Source organism: Halorussus halophilus (assembly GCF_008831545.1).
Lineage (GTDB): Archaea > Halobacteriota > Halobacteria > Halobacteriales > Haladaptataceae > Halorussus > Halorussus halophilus.
On sequence record NZ_CP044523.1, the window covers coordinates 3,426,108 to 3,440,983 of the forward strand.

The 14,876-nt window shown below is 61.7% G+C and carries 15 protein-coding genes and 1 pseudogene; 8 read left to right on the forward strand and 8 right to left on the reverse strand.

All coding sequences use genetic code 11. The annotated features are described in order from the left end of the window. Positions 1–111 precede the first annotated feature (111 nt). From F7R90_RS16960 to F7R90_RS16980, 5 genes are all read right to left on the reverse strand, one after another. Positions 112–1,080, reverse strand: coding sequence for an ArsA family ATPase (locus F7R90_RS16960; protein ID WP_158058576.1), 969 nt, complete (start codon positions 1,078–1,080; stop codon positions 112–114). A 1-nt stretch (position 1,081) separates the two neighbouring features. Beyond that, positions 1,082–1,378: a hypothetical protein gene (locus tag F7R90_RS16965; protein WP_158058577.1), complete on the reverse strand. Its 297-nt coding sequence runs from the start codon at positions 1,376–1,378 to the stop codon at positions 1,082–1,084. Between the two features lie 86 nt (positions 1,379–1,464). After that, complete coding sequence (locus tag F7R90_RS16970) at positions 1,465–1,707, reverse strand: hypothetical protein (protein WP_158058578.1); 243 nt, start codon at positions 1,705–1,707, stop codon at positions 1,465–1,467. Between the two features lie 87 nt (positions 1,708–1,794). Continuing rightward, positions 1,795–2,202 carry an SRPBCC family protein gene (locus tag F7R90_RS16975; protein WP_158058579.1) on the reverse strand — a complete coding sequence of 136 codons (408 nt, stop codon included), beginning with the start codon at positions 2,200–2,202 and terminating at the stop codon, positions 1,795–1,797. Between the two features lie 49 nt (positions 2,203–2,251). Beyond that, positions 2,252–2,575, reverse strand: coding sequence for a hypothetical protein (locus F7R90_RS16980; protein WP_158058580.1), 324 nt, complete (start codon positions 2,573–2,575; stop codon positions 2,252–2,254). A gap of 82 nt (positions 2,576–2,657) precedes the next feature. On the opposite strand from F7R90_RS16980, the gene F7R90_RS16985 reads away from it, so the two are divergent. Genes F7R90_RS16985 through upp form a run of 3 tightly spaced genes read left to right on the forward strand, consistent with a single transcriptional unit; the run spans position 2,658 to position 4,129 of the window. Continuing rightward, positions 2,658–2,837: a hypothetical protein gene (locus F7R90_RS16985; RefSeq protein WP_158058581.1), complete on the forward strand. Its 180-nt coding sequence runs from the start codon at positions 2,658–2,660 to the stop codon at positions 2,835–2,837. Positions 2,838–2,892: 55 nt separating this feature from the next. Further along, a complete protein-coding gene (locus F7R90_RS16990; protein WP_158058582.1) occupies positions 2,893–3,423 on the forward strand; it encodes a hypothetical protein in 531 nt (176 codons plus the stop codon). Between the two features lie 28 nt (positions 3,424–3,451). Next, complete coding sequence (gene upp / locus F7R90_RS16995) at positions 3,452–4,129, forward strand: uracil phosphoribosyltransferase (protein WP_158058583.1); 678 nt, start codon at positions 3,452–3,454, stop codon at positions 4,127–4,129. Positions 4,130–4,155: 26 nt separating this feature from the next. On the opposite strand, the gene F7R90_RS17000 is transcribed toward upp, so the two are convergent. Then, positions 4,156–5,016 (reverse strand): universal stress protein, encoded by an 861-nt coding sequence (locus F7R90_RS17000; RefSeq protein WP_158058584.1) that lies wholly within the window; start codon positions 5,014–5,016, stop codon positions 4,156–4,158. A 110-nt stretch (positions 5,017–5,126) separates the two neighbouring features. Between F7R90_RS17000 and F7R90_RS17005 the strand changes: the two genes are divergently transcribed. Next, positions 5,127–5,351 (forward strand): DUF7569 family protein, encoded by a 225-nt coding sequence (locus F7R90_RS17005; protein ID WP_158058585.1) that lies wholly within the window; start codon positions 5,127–5,129, stop codon positions 5,349–5,351. 323 nt (positions 5,352–5,674) lie between these two features. On the opposite strand, the gene F7R90_RS17010 is transcribed toward F7R90_RS17005, so the two are convergent. Further along, complete coding sequence (locus F7R90_RS17010; protein WP_158058586.1) at positions 5,675–7,774, reverse strand: S9 family peptidase; 2,100 nt, start codon at positions 7,772–7,774, stop codon at positions 5,675–5,677. Between the two features lie 291 nt (positions 7,775–8,065). Here F7R90_RS17010 and F7R90_RS17015 point away from each other — a divergent pair, with 291 nt between their 5' ends. From F7R90_RS17015 to F7R90_RS17025, 3 genes and pseudogenes are all read left to right on the forward strand, one after another. Continuing rightward, positions 8,066–9,115, forward strand: coding sequence for a TAXI family TRAP transporter solute-binding subunit (locus F7R90_RS17015; protein WP_158058587.1), 1,050 nt, complete (start codon positions 8,066–8,068; stop codon positions 9,113–9,115). A gap of 42 nt (positions 9,116–9,157) precedes the next feature. Next, positions 9,158–9,607 (forward strand): annotated as a pseudogene (locus F7R90_RS17020) (DUF1850 domain-containing protein); the annotation flags it as partial. A 147-nt stretch (positions 9,608–9,754) separates the two neighbouring features. After that, complete coding sequence (locus F7R90_RS17025; protein WP_158058588.1) at positions 9,755–12,460, forward strand: TRAP transporter permease; 2,706 nt, start codon at positions 9,755–9,757, stop codon at positions 12,458–12,460. Between the two features lie 25 nt (positions 12,461–12,485). Here the strand turns inward: F7R90_RS17025 and F7R90_RS17030 are convergent, their stop codons facing one another. Beyond that, positions 12,486–13,553 (reverse strand): ABC transporter ATP-binding protein, encoded by a 1,068-nt coding sequence (locus F7R90_RS17030; protein WP_158058589.1) that lies wholly within the window; start codon positions 13,551–13,553, stop codon positions 12,486–12,488. Between the two features lie 177 nt (positions 13,554–13,730). Here F7R90_RS17030 and F7R90_RS17035 point away from each other — a divergent pair, with 177 nt between their 5' ends. Beyond that, a complete protein-coding gene (locus tag F7R90_RS17035; protein ID WP_225741204.1) occupies positions 13,731–14,873 on the forward strand; it encodes an ABC transporter substrate-binding protein in 1,143 nt (380 codons plus the stop codon). The last annotated feature ends 3 nt before the right edge of the window (positions 14,874–14,876 follow it).

Here is a 14,876-nt window from a genome sequence, read left to right on the forward strand (position 1 = left end):
AAAGTTGATAGTTAGATGGTCGTATTCGACGCCAGTAGCTGTCGATTATCGGATTCTCTACCTATTTATGGGCAAAAAATGACAATAACTCCGACTTGAATACTTTCTGGTTCAGGCGCGAACCTCGCGCGCAACCTCGATGTCCAGTTCTGCCGCGACCTCGTCCAACAGCGAACCTTTCACTTCCTCGACTCGCTGGCCGATTTCGGCGACGATTGGCTCCTCGAACTCCGAGCTAATTCGCTCGATTCGCTCTTGTTCTGTCTCGTATCGCTGGCGAAGATAGGTGGCTCCAGTTCCTTCCTCGCCTTCGTCGGGTGCCGGTGCGACCTTGTTGACGACCAACCCCTCGACGCCGAGTTCGTAGTCGGTCAGGTCCGAGAGTGCGCGGCGCGTCTCCCGAATCGACAGTTCGTCGGGGTTCAACACGAGGAAGAACGCCGCGTCGTTGCGAAGTGTCTCGCCAGCGAACTCGAACATCTCCTTCCGTTCGAGGAGTCGGGCGATGATGGGGTCCTCTTCGGCGCGTCTGCGCGCCTCTCGTTCGCCGATGGCGGCCTTCTCGAAGAGGTCGATGCTCTGTTCGCGCTTGCTCACTAACCGGTCTATCCAGCTTTCGAGGAAGTCCGGGAGCGACAGTAGTCTGAGCGTACCGCCCGTCGGTGACGTGTCGAAGACGACGCGGTCGTACTCTTCGGAGTTGCGCATCACGTCGATGAACCGGTCGAACAGCGCGGATTCGTACGCACCGGGCGTCCGATGTGCCAACTCGATTTGGCGGTCGATTTCGTTGACGATGGCCGGACTCACTTGGTCGCTCATCGTCCGCTTTATCTGTTGCATGTGGCGCTCGACTTCCTCGTCGGGGTCGAGTTCCATCGCGTCCAGATTCTCGTAACCAGCGACGGGTTCGGGGTCGTCGTCGAACTGCTGGTCGAACACGTCCGACGTGCTGTGAGCCGGGTCCGTCGAGACTACGAGCGTTCGCAGGCCCTCGCGGGCACATTTCAGGCCGTACGCGCACGAGACGGTCGTTTTGCCGACGCCACCCTTGCCGCCGAAGAAGACGAATTTGTCCATGTTAGAAGTGATACTGCTGGCCCTTGCGTTCGATGAGCGATTCGCGGTCCCACATCCGACGCTCCCACTGCTGGAACTCCTCGCCGAGATAGGGGAGCAGTTCGGCGGTGTAGTAGGAGATGGGACTCGGAATCCCGAAGGCGTCGGCGAAGCAGGCGAACATGAACTCGTCGTCGTTGTCCTCTGCTTCCTTCTCGATGAGTTCGAACGCCGGATGCTCGATCATCCCGTGATAGAGTCCGTGGAGCCACTCTTCGAGGGTCTCACGATACGCCTCGATTCGCTCGGCAAGTGTCATCGTCTCTCAAACAGGCCCCTGTGGACAAAAGGTTGCCGCCGTCGGCAGAACGGTCGAAACGAACGTTTTCGCGTCGTATTACCACCTCAACAGGCACATCCCGCCGAAGACGGTGACCGCTCGAACTCCATCTCGTCGCCGCATTCCGGGCAGTCCAGAGCGTTCCTCCCCTCGCCCTCTCCTTCGATATCGACTTCCACGTCGCGGATTCGCTCGTTGCAGTCGTGACACCAGTACGCTCCTGCAGACTGTTCGGCTGTCACGTCCCCGCGATCCGCAGACTCTGTGGAAGCCTGCAACAGTTTCTTGACTGTGGTTAACACACTCATTGCTGTCCGTTTCCGGATACTCGCGTAAAAAGGCTCGGCCGGTCGTGCGTGCTGGTTGCACGAGCGCCACGGCTCGCGCTACAGTTGTTACAGTTGCTCCGCTAGCCTGTCCAGTGAGCGCTCTAGCTCGCCGCGGCGCTTCCACGCCGCGACTCGGTCGGTGAGTCCGGCGACGGGCAGGCCGAGACTGACTTCCGAGCGCGTCGTCACTCGACTTCCTTCGTTCTCGGAGACGACGCTCACCGTCGTCTCCATCGCGTCGAACGGGCCTGTCTCTCCGCGCTGGCGGTAGGTGAGTCCGGTTTCGTGGTCTTCGAAGACGAGTTCTATCGTCAGGCCGCCCGCACTGGCAGTGACGACCGCACCCGCTTCGGTCTTCGTGACCTCCTGTACCTCGAAACTCCCTTCGAACTCCACGACCGACGTTGGTGTCAGCTCTCGTTGGACGACCACGGGTGGCGCCGCGACGAACTTCGACACCTCGACTTGGCGCATCGCCGAATGCTACGCACGGGAGTAGGAAAGCGTTCGGGTCTGTTCGACGCTACAACCGGCCGAGAAGTGGAAGAGATAGGAGTGTGACTATGCCGCCGACGACGAGCACCGCCAAGATAATTTTGCGCAATCGGAGCGTGGCCGGGACTTCCCCCTTCAGTTCTGGCTTGACGGTCCAGACGAACGTGTGGTACGCGCCCGCCGTCGCACCGAGGAACACCACTGTCGTCACCGCGAGCGCGCCCGGTAGTTCGACCCCGAACGTCAGCAGGTAGATAGGACCACAACTGTAACAGAGCAGAAAGACGAGCGCTTCGACGACGAGAAACGGAACCGGATCAACGGGCGTTCCGGACCTGTTCCGTAGACGCATACCTCCTGTAAGGGGTCCGGGACCTTCGCTGTACCGACAGTTGTCGCAAAAGAGATAAGAGCCTCTGAGACGACGGCCAACCATGGCCGACTCACAGGGCGACCCGCGAGTGTTGTTCGTCATGAACCTCGTGCTGTCGTCGGTGTTCGCCTACGCCGTCGTCTGGGGGCTGGCGTTCATCGAGATGATAGCGTTCAGTTGGCAGACGGTCGCCCTCGTCGCCGCATTTTTGATGCTCGTCACCACAGTGGTCATCCGTTGACCACGCTGCTTCACCGGGGCGAAAGTTTATAACGAATCCGCGAAACCGAGGACTAATGCCCAAATCGAGCGTCAGTACCTCCGCTTGCCCTCACTGCGAGGAGTCACTGGACTACCTTGGGCGAGGCTGTGAGGCGTGCGGGCAGCGAGTTCCGTGGACGTGGACCGAGCAGTGCTGGGTCTGCGAGGAACAAGTCGATTACACCGACTCGTGCTGTCCGCACTGTCAGGTTCGACTCCCCATCTGGGACGGCATCGTCGCGCGCGTCAGAGGCGAACGTCCTCACACCGACCTCCGGATTTCGAAGGACGCAGTACCGCATCCGCTCGACGCCGGATTCGTGCGCCACACCGGCGACCCACGGGGGCAGCACGCCGACTACCGACGGCCGCTCCCCGACGGCAGAGGCGTCCACGTCAAAGAGTACGCAGACTGCTACGCCGTCCACTGGGACAAGGTAGACCCGCTCGAAAGCTGGTTGGGCCACCTCGTCGCAGACGCACCTCACTGGTTCCTCGTCGGTGGATTCCTCGCGTTCAAGTTCGGTCGCTCCGCGCGGCTACTCGCTGGCTATATTAAGAGATAAGCCTTCGCGGCATAGCCATAGAACAAGGATGACCATCGAAGACCGCGGTGACGCGAAACTCGTCACGCACGCCTTGGCACAGGACACGCTCTCGAAGATTCGAGACACGAAGACAGAACAGGTCGGATTCCGCAAGGGTCTCGTCAAACTCGGCCGCATCTCCGGCTACGAAATCATCGACGGCGCGATGGACACCGAGTTCGTCTCCATCCAGACGCCACTGACTGAGACGACCGGCCAGCGCGTCAAAGGACTGGACGACGTCGTCATCATCAACGTCCTGCGTGCCGCGACACCGTTCGTGGAGGGCCTGCTGAAGGCGTTCCCCCGCGCGAAGCAGGGCGTCATCAGCGCGGGCCGCGACGAGGAAGCCGGGATGAACGAAGACGGCGAGTTCCCCATTACCATCGACTACGTCAAACTCCCCGAAATCACCGAGAAGGACACCGTCATCGTGGCCGACCCGATGCTCGCCACCGGCTCGACGATGTGTACCGTCCTCGACCACGTTCTGGCGGAGGCCGACGACTTCGAGAACCTCTTCGTCCTCTCGGCGGTCAGCGCGCCCGATGGCCTGCTCCGCGTCGGCGAGCAGTTCCCCGAAGCCGACCTGCTCACCGTGAGCATCGACGACCATCTGGACGACGACGGCTTCATCGTGCCCGGACTCGGCGACGCTGGCGACCGCGCGTTCCGCACGACGTAGAAATCAGCGACGTTCTCGTATTTTTCTCACCACCGGAACAGTCGCGACACCGCCGACGCTTTCCCGCGTTTCGCCATCACAATCGTCCCCGAGGCGTTCCGCCCGACCTCGCGCGGCGTCGAACCCACGACGCGCCTGCGAATCCGGCCAGTACGAGTCGCTCCCAACACGGTCACGTCTCTATCGTGCGACTCCATCACGATGACATCCGCCACGTCGCCGACCCGAACCGTCGTCTCGACCGGCAGGTCGAACGCTCGCTTGCGCTCCGCGAGCAACTTCTCGGCTTCTTCCACGTCGCGCCGGGAGTCCACGACTCTCAAGAGGTCGATACGAGCGTCGTTGGAGAATGCGATGGCTCGCGCGACCTCACCCGCGAGTTCCGCGTGGGGACTCTCCGCGATTGGGAGCAACACTGCTTCGACGCCGTCTGCCGTCGCACCGATTTTCTCGACCAACACGTCGCAGGGGACGCGACTCACGATTCGGTCTACGTTCGTGCCGAGAACCGCGTCCTCCCGCGTTCGCTCCTGCCAGCCGACGACCAGACCGTCACAATCGAACTCCTCCACGGCGTGGAGGACGCCCTGCCAGACCGACGGCGCGACGAAGAGGCGTCCCGTGACGGCGACGCCAGTGCCGGAGACGGTTTCGACTGCTCGGTCCAGAATCGCGCGCCGCTCGCCGCCGAAGTCGCGGGTGATGACTTCGTCGGTGAAGAGCGCGAGCGGCGACTCTCGGGGCGTCACGACGACCCCGACGACCAACAGTTCGCCACCCCGGTCGCGGGCCACGTCGGCGGCCGTTCGAGTCAACTGCTCGGCGTGACTCGGGTTGCCGACGGCCACTGCTATTCGACTCCCGTCGTTCAAGTCAGCCCCACCCATCAGTAGTATGTCACCGAGCGCGACCAAAAGTCTTGGTGTATGTTGACAATCGACGTATCGCCGTCTCGGCAGGAGTACATTCATATGGTCCCGCTGCACACCTCCCGCCCATGAGCGACGAGGAGGAACGAGAGCCTTGCCACGACTGCGGTGACCCCCTCACGGACGCACTGGCACGAACGATTCGACTGACCGTGGACCGCTCGCAGATAGACAGCCAGCGACTCTGTCCGGAGTGTTTCGCTGATTGGATAGACCGCTACGACGAGGAGATGCGAGCGGAACCCGAAGAGACGGTCATCGAGGACGAAGAGTCAGAAATTATCGTCGATTGACGTGACCGTATTCTGAAATGCACAGCGGAGAGACGATTTGTTTCGGGTCCGTGAGCCGACGGGCCTGCCTGCTGTCGAACCCCTTCGTATCGACTGGAAAAGTCGCCGCTTTCGTGCAGTTATCTCCCGGGGAACTCCTAACGAAAAGTACCCTTGTGGGAAAAAATAGCCCTCTGTAGCAGTTCGTAGCCGTCTGTATCGACGACCGTCGAACCCCTTCGTTTCGGGTGTGGAACCCATAGCAAGCGTCGGGGAAGACCGCGAAAGTGAGGCTCCCGAAGCGAACCCCAGTTCGGTACTGTGCGCTACGGAGTTCTCTGGAACTATTCGTCTGAGTCGTCCTGCTCGTCTTTGTCTTCTTCTCCTTCTCTTTCTTCGTCCTCTGTCGCTGACAGTCCGTCGTCACCGCGTTCGAGAGCCTTCGGCACGTCGTGGTACTCCGAGTAGCCGTCGAACCAGCGGACGATGCGCTCCAGTCGATCCACGACGTGGCCGGGTTCGCCGCTGCGCGAGAGTTCGTGACCTTCGCGCGGGTACCGAACCAGTCTGGTCTCCACGTCGTTCTTCTTGTAGAGCAGATACAGCATCTCGGCGTTGTTCACCGGCACCCGATAGTCGTCGTCGCTGTGAATCAGTAGCGTCGGCGTCTCGACTTCCGAGGCGAACGCAGTCGGCGACTGCTCCCAGAGGAATTCGGGGTCTTCGAGCGGCGTGGTGTCGAAGTCCCACTCGATTAGCTTGAACGCGTCTGTCGAACCGTAGAAGCTGTTGAGGTCGTAGACGCCGCGCTGGGAGACTGCCGCCTCGAAGCGGTCGGTATGCCCGACCAGCCACGAGGTCATGTAGCCACCGTAGCTGCCACCAGTGACGAAGGTGTTGTCTTCGTCCACGTAATCTCGACTTTCCACTTCGTCCACGCCAGCGAGGACATCTTCGGTGGCAACCGTGCCCCACTTGCCCTCGCCGAGCGCGGCCATGAACTCCTCGCCGTACCCCGTCGAACCACGGGGATTCGACCAGAAGACGACGTAGCCTCGCGCCGCGAGCAGTTGGAATTCGTGCCACATCGTGTGGCTGGTGGACCACATCGAGTGGGGACCGCCGTGGATTTCGACCGCGAGCGGGTAACTCTCGTCGGGGTCGAAATTAGGGGGCGTCAGCAGCCAACCCTGCACCTCTGCCCCATCTCCGCCTTCGAACCAGAACTCCTCTGGCTGACAGACCGCGCGGTCGTCAAGGTACTCGCGGTTGACTCGCGTGAGACGGTTGCTCTCCGCACCGCGGAGCGTCGAGACGAACACGTCGCCGGGGTGGTCCCACTCCGAGCGAGCGAACGCGACGGCGTTCTCGCCGACCGACATGTTCGAGACGTGGCCGTCCTCGACCACGCGCTGGGGGTCCTCGCTTTCGTCGCCCGGTACGCGCCAGATAGGGACCGTCCCCTCGTCCGGCGTGGCGAAGAAGAGGTCTTCCTCGCTCGGCCCCCACTGGGGCGCTATCTCGATGGAGACGGTTCGGTCTAGCGTCGCCGTCGGCGTCGTCGTCTCGCCGGTCGCACTGTCGAACACCTTCAGTTCGGTCTGTTGTAGCGTCGCGTTCTCTTCGGGCGTGTAAGCGTAGGCGACTCGACCATCTTCGGTCGCGGCGAGTCGCGGGTGCCAGCACGTCGTCTGGAACAGCGTGGAGGTCTCCCCGCCGTCGAGGTCGTGTTTGACTACGTCCACGACGATGTTGTCGTCGGGGTCGCCGGTTCGCTTGACGCCGTAGTAGAGCGTGTCGGCGTCGGCCCACTCGGGGCACATGTGGTTGTACTCGCCGTCGGTGAGTCGTTCGACGGCCTCCCCGTCCGCGTCGGCACCATCTCCACCGTCCTCCGCGTCGAGGTCCGTGACGTAGACGTGACTCCACCGACCGTCGAAGTAGTTCTCGCCCGCTCGGTACACCTTCCGGTCGATGACTCGCGGGTCCGGCGGTTCGGGTTCGTACTCTTCGTCGCCGAGCGAGATGTCGCGTTCCTCCTCGCGGTCCTCGTCGGTACTCGACTGCACGAACGCGATTCGGCGTCCATCCGGCGACCACGTTAACTCGGAGACGCCGCCCGCTACGTCGGTTACTTGCCGGGCCTCGCCGCCGTCCGTCGGCATGACCCACAGTTGCGGACGGTCGTCGTCCGCACCACGGGTGCTGACGAACGCGAGTCGATCGCCGCTCGGACTCCACCGCGGTTGGCTATCGACGCCCTCCGCGACGGTGAACTGGCGCGGTTCGTCGCCGCCGACCGGGACGACGTACACAGTCGCCTCGTAAGATTGCTCGTCGTCCGGGTCCTTCCGGACGAAGGCTACTCGCTCGCCGTTCGGGGAGATTCGTGGCTCTTCCACCTGCACGATGTCGTGATAGTCAGTCGCTTGCACGGTGTTCATATGCTCGACCTGTTCGTGAACTCGCAATAGGCTTTCGATTCGAAATACGTTTCGGCCGGTAACGCGTCGTGTCGTCAGCGTAATCGACGTTTCGGGGACTGCGGTCCGGACTCCGTGAGGATACTCCGAGCTTTGTTCGTTGCGCGTCGAGTCGCATCGCTGGAAACGAGCCATTGTTCGCGCTTGCTCGATGGCTTCGATTCTTTTGCCGACAAAGAGGTGAGACAACGCCGAATTTCCGGCCCGAAGCGTCGGCGGGGTATATGTTGTCTGGTGAATACGTACTCTGTCATGGTGGGGGACACCAACAGACGCGACGTACTGAAAGCGACTGGTGCGGCCGGACTCGCCGGACTACTCGGTTTCGCAGGTACAGGCATCGCACAAGACCAACGCCTCTCGTGGCACGCTGGCGGGACCGGTGGGACGTACTTCCCGCTCTCGAACGAGTTCAAGACGATTATCGAAGGGAACTCCGATTTCACGATTCAGGTCCAGTCCACGGGCGCGAGCGTGGAGAACGTCGGCAGTCTCGCGCGCGGTGACGCCGATTTCGCACTCATCCAGAACGACGTAGCGTTCTTCGCGTACAACGGCACGGGCATCGAAGCGTTCCAAGACAACGCCGTAGAGAGTCTTCGCGGTGTGGCGACGCTCTATCCGGAGACGATTCACGTCGTCACGCGGCCAGACACGGGCATCGAGACGCTCTCGGACTTAGAGGGTGCGACCATCAACACGGGCGACCTCGGGAGCGGGACGCAGGTCAACGCGCTCCAGATTCTCGAAACGGTCGGCATCGAGAACTTCGAAGAGCAGAACGCCAGCTTCTCGCAGGCGGCCGACCAGCTTCGTGACGGCGACATCGACGCCGCGTTCGTCGTCGGCGGGTGGCCGTTGGGCGCAATCGAGGAACTGGCGACCACTTCGAACATCAGTCTCGTGGAGGTCTCCGGCGAGAACCGCCAAGCTATCCTCGACGCCTCGTCGTGGTTCGCCGAGGACACGATTCCGGCGGGCACGTACAACGGCGTAGACGAGGACGTACAGACAGTCTCCGTGCAGGCGATGATAGCGACCCGCGAAGACCTCTCGGCCGATACCGTCGAGACGGTCACGAACGCTATCTTCAACAATCTCGACCAGATCACTATCAAGTCCGACTTCATCAGCGCGGACTCCGCACTCGACGGTATGTCCATCCCGCTCCACCCCGGAGCGCGGGCGGTCTTCGGCTCTGCGACGACTGCGCCGGGCAACGGAACGGCGACGACGGGGATGGGAACCGAGACCAGCATGGGCAACGAGACAGCGAGCGGCAACATGACAGGACCGAACTAAAGTAGCACCGTGAAACGACTCTCCCTCCTGCTCGTCGCGTGCCTGCTGGTCGCGGCCGTCGCCGGAGTCGGTGCGGTCTCGAACGGCGACGAGCGCGTGCTCATCGTCGAAGACGCAGGGACGGGCGAACGGTTGCTGACCGCGCCCGTCTCGGAGGGAACCAGAGTCGCACTCAACTACACGCACAGCGTCGAGAAGACGCCCGTTCTGGACGTGTACGCGGTCGAAGGGACGAAGTTGGAGATGGTCCGGATGGAGTTTCACTCCTACGGAGCGGGGCTTCCGTCGCGCGCAGATGTGAACGTCACTGACAACGGGACGTTCGTCTTCGACCCCGAGGGCGTCTACGACCACGTCTACGTCAAGCCCGGTCGGATTGCGAACCACCATCTCACGGTCGGCGAGCGCACCTACGACCTCGTCGCCCTCTCGGACGCCCGGTCGGTGAAAATCTACGTCACGTATCGGTCGGCACTGGCGAAAGCAGTATACGAACTGACCGGCGGCGACGGACTCTCGACGAACGGCGACCTCTCGGCGAACGGTGGATTGGCAGGGAGCGCGGACTATCGGCGAGGAGTGGACTGACGACGAGGGCGAACTGCGACGAACGCGGACTGACGACGAGAGCGAACTGACATGACGACGAACGAATCGAACGACGCGACCATCCCCGAAGAGGAACAGCAAGAACTCATCGAAGAACTGGAACACAAGCGGTCGCTCCGCGGGTGGGCGGCGATACTCGTCTCCGCAATCGCTATCTCGTTCTCCGCGTTCCAGATGTGGCTGGCCGCCCGCGGGTTCGTCTTCGACGTGACGCTCCCAGTCGTCGGCACCGTCCAAATCGCTGCCCTTCAGTTGCTCCAAATCAACGCCATCCACGTCGGGTTCGCGCTCGTGTTGACTTTCTTGCTGTTCCCACCGACGACAGGTGACGGGTTCCTGACCCGGCGTCTCGCCCGATTCGTCCCCGGCGTCGAACGACGGTTCGGCCCGGACAGCGGCGTGACTCGCGGGGCGGAGTACCTTCGAGGGGCCACTCGCTGGCTCTTTCTCGACCCCGAGCGACGACGAATCACGCCGTTCGACGCCGTCCTCGTGCTGTTCGCGTTTCTCTCGACCTCCTACATGATAACCGACTTCGAGGAGATTCGGCGGATGCGCGCGCTCGGCCTGAGTTTCGGTCGGACTATCGACGAGGTGTACCCGTTTCTGGACCTCGTGACCGATTTATTCACTGCGGCCGGGATACCCCTGAACGACATGTCCTACGCCTTCCTGCTCGGTGCCATCGGCGTCTTGCTCGTCCTCGAAGCCACTCGGCGCGCACTCGGCGTCTACCTGATGGTCATCGTCGCGTCGTTCATCGTCTACGCGCGGTGGGGCTACCTTATCCCGCTCGACGCGCCCTACATCGGCGTCCTCTCCATTCCACGCCTCGGCTGGTCGTCCATCGTCCAGAACCTGTGGTACAACACCGAGAACGGCGTCTTCGGCATCCCCGTCACGGTGAGCGTGCGGTTCATCTACATCTTCATCCTCTTCGGGGCGTTCCTCGAAATGAGCGGCGCGGGCAAGTGGTTCATCGACCTCGCGTACTCCGCGACCGGCCGGAGAAAAGGCGGCCCGGCGAAAGCCAGCATCATCGCCAGCGGGTTCATGGGTACCATCAGCGGCTCCTCGATAGCGAACACCGTCACGACCGGCGCGTTCACGATTCCGCTGATGAAGCGGTCGGGCTACAGTCCGGAGTTCTCCGGCGCTGTCGAAGCCTCGGCTTCCTCCGGCGGCCAGATTTTGCCACCAGTCATGGGTGCGGCCGCGTTCCTCATCGTGGAGTACACGCTGACGCCGTTCCGCGACGTCATCATGGCCGCCGCGATTCCCGCGTTCGTGTTCTTCTTCGGGGTCTGGGTGATGGTCCACCTCGAAGCCTCCAAGCGAAACATCGGGGGCCTGACCGACGCCGACCTCGTCGCGTGGCGCGCCCACATCACCCGCGGGTGGTTCTACCTCGTGCCCATCTTCCTGTTGCTGTACTACCTCATCGTCGAACGCCTCTCCGTCGCGCGGTCTGCGTGGTTTACGCTGGTCGCAATTGGCGCACTCGTCGCGCTCGTCGCGGCGTACGACGAAGAGACGCGAGTTCCCTTGCTAGGAACTATCACGGCACTGTTTCTACTGGAGTTTGGCGCGTTCCTGACGACCGGCGTCGGACTGGTCGATGCGATTACTGGAGGGGCGGCGGCAGGCGGCGGCCGCTCAGTGGTCGATGCCGCGCTCGCCGCGGGCGGCAAACTCGGCTGGTACACGCTCGCTATCAGCCTCGCTACGATGCTCCTCCGACCGTACATGGAGGCTCCGCTGCTCGACTACGACGGGCAGGTTGACGACGCCGTGGAAAAAGCCGCGAACACACTCTCCCGGCCACGACTCGCAGACAACCAGCCGTTCAACTACGGCGGGTTCGTCCTGAAGTCGATGGACTCCGGCGCGCGAACCGCGACCACCGTCGTCGTCGCGGTGGCCGCCGCAGGTATCATTCCCGGCGTCATCAGCGTCAGCGGTCTCGGACCGAACCTGACCGCGCTCATCCGAACCATCGCTGGCGGTTCTATCGTCGTCCTGCTCGTGCTGACCGCCGTCTCCTCTATCGTTCTCGGGATGGGGATGCCAACCACCGTGACGTACATCATCCTCGTCTCGATGCTCGGCCCGGCTATCAGCGAGTTCGGTATCCCGATTCTGGCCGCACACCTGTTCATCCTCTACTTCGGCGTCATCGCCGACATCACGCCACCGGTGGCAGTCGCGGCGTACGCGGCCTCCGGCATCGCCCAATCTGACCAGTTCGATACAGGCGTGACTGCCTTTTCCTTGTCACTCAACAAGGCCATCGTCCCCTTCGCGTTCGTGTTGACGCCCGGCATCCTCCTCTTGCGAGGCGTCGGCACCGGACAGGAAGTCCACGTCGTCGGCGTCTCCGACATCCTCGACTTCGGGTGGTTCGTCCCGCAGGTCGTGATTCCAGTTATCGGCGTGTTGGTCGGCGTCCTCGCACTCGGTGCGACGGTCATCGGCTACCTATATACCGACGTGAGTCGGGCGGACCGCGCGTGGTTCGCGTTGGCGGCACTGCTGTTGATGGCTCCGTTACTGCTGTTCAACACCGCGAACTCGGTTTTGAGCCTACTGGGCGTCGTCCAGAACGTCGAAGCCGGTCTGTTCGACCTGCTGCTGCGAGCGGTCGGCGGCCTGCTGTTCGGTGCGCTCGTGGTGAAGAATCGCCGTCGGGCGGACACCGAACAGGCCGCAGAACGTGGCGCGACCGAGGCCGCTTGAGCGAGAGTGGAGTCTGATTGCCGATTCAGTCGAAAACGACGGGCGCGCCGTCGTTCACGCCGAACGCCGCGCGCTCGCCTTGCGAGACCGGCGTGTCTCGGCCCTGCATGACGACGCGAATGTCCGAGAACGCGTCCGAATCGGGGTCTACGACGTAGTGCGTCTGGTCGCCTTGGAAGTATCGTTCGATGACCTGTCCCTCGAAATCACCACCGCCAGTAGCGAACGAGAAGTCCTCCGGTCGAATCGAGACGGTCACGTCGCCGTCGGCGACGTACTTCGTCGTCTCGAACTCGAAGCCGTCGCCGTTTCCGACTTCGACTGCGGCCCCGCCGCTCGTCTCTGTGGCAGTGCCGTCGAAGAGGTTGGTGTCGCCGATGAAGTCAGCGACGAACGCGCTCGCGGGTTCGCGGTAAATCTCCTCGGGCGTGCCGACCTGCTCGATGCGGCCGTCGTTCATCACCGCGAGTCGGTCCGAGAGGGTCATAGCAACCTCTTGGTCGTGGGTGACGTAGAAGAACGCGCCTTGGGTCTTCTCGTGAATCTTGCGTAGTTCGACCTGCATCTGCTTGCGGAGTTTCCGGTCGAGACTCGACAGCGGCTCGTCGAACAGGAGGACGCTCGGTTCGTTGACCAGTGCCCGCGCCAACGCGACGCGCTGTTGCTGGCCGCCCGATAGGTCTTCGGGGTTGCGGTCGGCGTACCCGTCGAGGTCTACGAGTTCGAGGTACTCCTCGGCTTTCTCTTGGCGGTCGCTCTCCCCGTATCCTGCCTTTTTCAGCCCGTAACCGACGTTCTTCCCGACGGTCATGTGCGGGAACAGCGCGTGATGCTGGAAGACGAGATTCGTGTCGCGGACGTCCGGAGGCACGCCAGCCATGTCTTGGTCGTCGATGTAGACCGACCCTTTCGTCGGTGTCTCGAAACCGCTTATCATCCGCAAGGTCGTCGTCTTCCCACAGCCAGACGGCCCGACCAGCGAGAAGAACTCGCCCCGCTCGACGGCGAGGTTGACCTCTTTGACTGCCGTTACGTCACCGAACTCTTTTCGAACTCCATCGAGTTCGACGAGACCCTCGTCGTTTGGTGTCATGCCATACCATGCTCAGTACTACCCATAAACAGTTTCGGATTCTCCAACGATAGTAACATTATTTGAACAGATACTGGTGAAAATTCTTGAAATTTCGTATAAGTTATGTTAGGGGCAATTAAAATACTGCATTGTAAAGTAAGAGTTAAGAAGTTCCTCTGTATGTTTTGCCATACCATGTCACAGATGACAGGCGAGAGTGAAACTACCCCGGAGACGAATCGTTCGCGGGACACTGGGCGTCGGACGTTTCTCAAGGCGGCCGGCGCGACGGGTGCTGTCGGTCTGAGTGCAGGTTGTCTCGGCGGTGGCGGCGGCAGTGGCGGCACGCCGACCATCAACATCCTGACGTGGGAGGAGTACGCGGACCTGAAAAAACAGATAGAGAGTCGTCTCGACGTGAAGGTCAAATTCACGAAGTCCACCTCCTCCTCGAAGATGTTCTCCTCGTGGAACTCGGGGCAGAACGAGCAGTACGATATCGCGGTCCCGAACAACAACTACGTCCCGAAGATGATGGACGCGGGACTGGTGGACCCGATGCCCAAGGACGTGGTGTCAAACTACAGCGACATCTACAAGACGTTCAAAGGATTCGCCGACAACCAGTTTACGAAAGACGGAAAGCAGTACGGCGTCCCGATTCGCTTCGGTTGGTACGGCTACTCCTACAACTCGAACAAGGTCGAGGACCACGACCCGACGTACGAGATGCTGTTCAAGGACAAGTACAAGGGCAAAATCGTCATGTACGACAACCACTTCAAGGCGATGAGTGCGGCCGCCCTCCACCTCGGCATGGGTGACGCCTTCAAGGGGAAGAAGGTCAGTCTCTCCCAACAGCAAATCGACAAGGTCAAACAAGCCCTCATAGACCAGAAACCGCTCCTACAGGGGTACATCGCCGCCGACCCGACCTACATCAAGTCGCTCAAGCAGGGCAACTTCGTCATCGGCCAATCCGGCCGCAACGAAATCGTGGAGATGTGGGCCAACGGCACCGACTGGCCAGAGATGGCCGCACCGAAAGAAGGCGCGCTCGCGTGGTTCGAGTCGGCCGTCGTCTCGAAAGCCTCGCAGAACAAGGAGATGGCGTGGAAGGTCATCAACGAGTTCATCGCGCCGAAACTCGGCGCGAAACTCGGTAAGGTCGGCTACTCGCCGAGTTGCAACCCCAATATCAAAAAACACCTCAACGAGGAACAGAACAAGATGTTCGGTTCCATCGACCCCTCGCGCTTGGACGGCATGATTCCGTTCAAGGCCGTCGAGAACGAGGACGCGTGGATTACTGCGTGGGAGGAGGTCAAGACCGCCTAACCG